This is a genomic window from Bacillus sp. JJ1503 (assembly GCF_036965125.1).
Classification (GTDB): domain Bacteria; phylum Bacillota; class Bacilli; order Bacillales; family Cytobacillaceae; genus Cytobacillus.
The window spans coordinates 1-4,049 of record NZ_JBALOZ010000439.1 but is presented as its reverse complement, the minus strand read 5'-3'; the positions used below and the strand labels follow the sequence as shown (position 1 = coordinate 4,049).

The following is a 4,049-nucleotide window of genomic DNA, read 5'->3' as shown; positions in this document are numbered from 1 at the left end:
TAATGCAAAATGGGGAAAAAGTGGAGTTTGAATTATATCCAGATGCAGCACCTGGAACAGTTGCAAACTTTGAAAAGCTTGCAAATGAAGGCTATTATAATGGACTAAACTTCCACCGTGTAATCCCTGGATTTGTAAGTCAAGGCGGATGCCCGCATGGAACAGGAACAGGTGGCCCAGGCTACACCATTAATTGTGAAACAGAAGGCAACCCTTATAAGCATGAAGCGGGGTCATTTTCAATGGCACATGCTGGACGCAATACGGGGGGAAGTCAATTCTTTATCGTTCATGAGCCTCAGCCACATTTAAATGGAGTTCATACTGTTTTTGGAAAAGTGACTTCAGGTTTGGACACGGTATTAAAAATGAAAAATGGCGATGTTATGGAGAAAGTTGAAGTTACAGAAGCATAAAATTCGATTGAGAAGGAGCCTAAATGGCTCTTTTTTTTTGTGAACTTGGCATTCTTATTTTGCAAATTTATAAAATAAATTGCCTGCAAAACTTAAAACCGATTTATTTTTAGAATTGAGTTCATACTAAAGGAAAATTGCAATAAGGAGATGACATAGATGGGTGCTATTGAAAAGAATGGATATCAATTTCAAGCTGAATATAGTGTTGTTAATCAAGATGGAGCCATCCATGTTTATAAAAGTGGAAAATTTGTTGAGGAAATTCCATTTGAGTTTTCTGGAAAATTCCCTGAACATAACTTCATTGAAGAGCTAGTCAACCACTATTGCTTTGAACATGGTATTTAAGGGACAGGGGGCGGTCCATAGTCCCTTAAATACCTTGTAAGCGAATGATTAAGTTTCACTCACATTACATTTTTTGAACTTTCCTTCGTAAATTTTTTTCGAATCAATGCTCCTCCTAATATGAATAGAGGTAAAAATCCTCCAATTGTTAATGAGAAAACTAGATTAATTCCATTATCCCAATTTTGCTGTTCTACAACATTTGGAATCATTATTGAAGCAAAAGCAACGGCGATCATAGCTAAAGGGAGAGTGATTGGCCGGTAATCCTTTAAATTTAATACTTGAGCAAGCCCTAAACAAGTCGCATAAAAATAAATCAGCATCTTAAAATAGGTCGTCATAATCCACATAAATGCTATGACGGCTTCAATTCTCTGCAAAAAACCGCCTATGTTAATTTTTTTGGCTAATGCATACCCCGGATATAAATTTCTAATAGTCGTGTCAACACCAAGAACCATTGTAGATAACAATGTAATAACAAGAACGACAAAACCTCCTATTAATGTACCAATAAAAAATGATTTTTGCGCTTTTTTCGGCTCATTTACATAGGCAGGGTATATCATTAATAACACAACCGCATTAAAATAGTTAACATCAAGTAAATGTAAAACTGGCAGAAATAAAGGTTTTATACCGTTTTCCATTACAGGTTGAATGTATTCTAACTTTATTTGTGGTGCAACAAATAGTAACATTAAAAAAAGCAAAATAAAGGCAATAATGTTGATTTCCGCAGTGCGTGAAAATGTTTCCAGTCCAAGACGTACTGCCATTACTAAAATAACAGCTAACATAATATGCAACACTTCTATTGGTGTTTCTGGCATGAGGTTTACTGTAATAAAAGTTCCCGAATAAAATAAAAGTTCTACCGTATAGACGAATGGCATTGTAAGGAACAAAAGAGAAATTATTTTCCCAAGCCATTTACCGAGAACTTTTTCATTGACTTGTACAAAGTTCAGATTAGGATAAAAGCCGGCAATCGCAGTAAATAACCATACAAATAATAGCCCAACCCCTATACTAATTATGACTGCAATCCATGCGTCTTGCCGTGCATAAGAAGCTAAGAATGATGGGGTTACTAAAATACTCGTCCCTATCGTAAAAAAGATCACTAACACTCTAAATTGCCGAACCGATATTTTTCCCTTTTCAAGCATCATTATCACCTAGATTCATATCAGCAGTTCATTAACAAAATCGCTAAATGGCTTAAAAATAACAGCAAGCCCTTGCAAAGGGTTTGGAATATAGAGATGTAAATTATATGCAATGCTTAATCCAACACCAATTATCAGCAAAATCGAAAATACCCAGCTTTCTTTCTTTAACTTATTTTTTTTAAGATAAGGTACTTCAATAGCAATAATAATAATGGCTATAACAAAAATTCCAATAACCATTAACATAGGCAGGCTCCCCTCAGTTGTAAAAGATACCCATTCATTGTTTTTTTTTTAGAAAATCATAGCTTCAAAAAGTCCTTTCAACACCAAAGGCAATTTATTCATTTTGTTCTGGGGGCTTCGGAGCTTGAGACTCATCTCTTTTTATATTTTTCTGACTGATTAAACGGGGGCGCGAAAATAAACCCCATCTTGGTAAGCGCAAGATTGCATCCTTTTGATCTTCTTGAATATATGGACCAAATGGGGACATAAAAGGAATCCCAAAAGATCTTAAACTGCATAAGTGAAGTGTAAGAGCGATCAATCCGATGATCAATCCGAATAAACCGAACGAAGCTGCTAATGCCATGAAAGGAAATCTCAGCATTCTAATGGAAATGGACAAATTATACGAGCTAACTATAAAGCTTGAAATGGCTGTAATTGAGACGACAATAACCATGGCAGCAGAAACAATCCCAGCTTCTACAGCTGCTGTCCCAATCACTAAAGTTCCGACAATCGATACGGCTTGCCCAATCGCCTTTGGCAATCGCAATCCAGATTCCCGTAATATTTCAAAGGTAACCTCCATCATTAACGCTTCAACGAAAGCTGGAAAGGGAACACCTTCTCGTTGTGCTGCTAATCCGATTAATAATTGTGTCGGCAGCATCTCTTGATGAAAAGTTGTAATCGCAATATAAAGGGAAGGGCCTAACAAAGCGATAAAAAACCCAACAAACCGAAGCATCCGAATAAGAGTCACAATATCAGCCCGGTTATAATAATCGTCAGGAGCATGGAGAAATTGAACGAACAAGGCAGGGACTAATAGCACAAAGGGAGTCCCGTCAACAAGAAGGGCAACACGGCCCTCTAAAAGGCTTGCTGCAACAACATCTGGACGTTCTGTATGATAAATGGTGGGAAAAGGTGTATACGTTTCATCTTGAATTAATTCTTCTATATATGCGCTATCTAACATGCTGTCAATATTTACTTTGTCAAGGCGACTCCTTACTTCTGCCACTACTTTATCATTTGCAATTCCGTTTATATACATGAACGAAACCGTCGTCTTTGTTTGTTTTCCAATTTTTTTCGTCTCTAGCCATAGGTTCTGATTATTAATTTTTCGGCGAATTAATGCGGTATTCGTCCGTATATTTTCCGTCAGGGCCTCCCTTGGTCCGCGTATTGCGTTTTCATTCGTTGGTTCTGAAACGCTGCGTTCTTTTCCTCCCTTCATTCCTACCGCAAAACCTTTTGAAAATCCTTCGAATAAGAGAATGACATGCCCTGATAATAGAGAATCAAACAAGCTGTTATAGTCTGATACATCTGAGATTTCTCCAACTGTAAGCACTGTCTCTTTAAAATAAATAAGGAGATCTTCAAATTCTGTAGTATCAATATTGAGTTGCGGCAAATCCAGCATTAAAGATTCCATTATAAAGTTTTGATTTGCTGTACTATCGATTAATCCATCCGTATAAATGATTCCTGCTTTTATTTTTTGTTCTTTGCCGAGGCGAATCTCACGGGTGATAATATCATCACTGTTACCAAGCGTTTCTTTAATTTTTTGAATATTTCCAGCTACACTCTCGTTTAATTTATTATTTTGAACCTCTTTTTGTTGTTTCTTATTTTGTGCAGCTGAGATACGGTTTGGTCTTTGCTTTTTTGCTGATTGTTTGAAAAATCCCATAATGAGACTCCCATCCTTATTTCTAATTTATTGTTGAAATGGCAGGAAACTCCTCTATAAATATTTTGTACTTATTTTGCTTAAAAAATCCATGATTCGCAGAGTATATAACTATTATGAAAGATTTAGGAGTTTACTGATGAAACGAAATATTCTAATTATGAT

The 4,049-nt window shown here is 36.2% G+C and carries 5 protein-coding genes; 2 read left to right on the top strand and 3 right to left on the bottom strand.

The annotated features are described in order from the left end of the window. Positions 1 to 2: 2 nt before the first annotated feature. Both V7149_RS24695 and V7149_RS24690 read left to right on the top strand, forming a co-directional pair. The gene (locus V7149_RS24695) at positions 3 to 416 is read left to right on the top strand and encodes a peptidylprolyl isomerase (protein WP_335348212.1); all 414 of its coding nucleotides are present in this window, start codon (positions 3 to 5) and stop codon (positions 414 to 416) included. Between the two features lie 159 nt (positions 417 to 575). Then, the gene (locus tag V7149_RS24690) at positions 576 to 767 is read left to right on the top strand and encodes a YbxH family protein (protein WP_335348211.1); all 192 of its coding nucleotides are present in this window, start codon (positions 576 to 578) and stop codon (positions 765 to 767) included. Between the two features lie 59 nt (positions 768 to 826). Here the strand turns inward: V7149_RS24690 and V7149_RS24685 are convergent, their stop codons facing one another. The 3 genes from V7149_RS24685 to V7149_RS24675 all read right to left on the bottom strand — a co-directional run bounded on the left by V7149_RS24685 (position 827) and on the right by V7149_RS24675 (position 3,884). Continuing rightward, entirely contained in the window at positions 827 to 1,945 is a 1,119-nt protein-coding gene (locus V7149_RS24685) for a GerAB/ArcD/ProY family transporter (protein ID WP_335348210.1), read from the bottom strand. Positions 1,946 to 1,957: 12 nt separating this feature from the next. Next, positions 1,958 to 2,191, bottom strand: a complete 234-nt coding sequence (locus tag V7149_RS24680; RefSeq protein WP_335348209.1) for a hypothetical protein — start codon at positions 2,189 to 2,191, stop codon at positions 1,958 to 1,960. A gap of 94 nt (positions 2,192 to 2,285) precedes the next feature. Then, entirely contained in the window at positions 2,286 to 3,884 is a 1,599-nt protein-coding gene (locus tag V7149_RS24675; protein WP_335348208.1) for a spore germination protein, read from the bottom strand. Between the last annotated feature and the right edge of the window lie 165 nt (positions 3,885 to 4,049).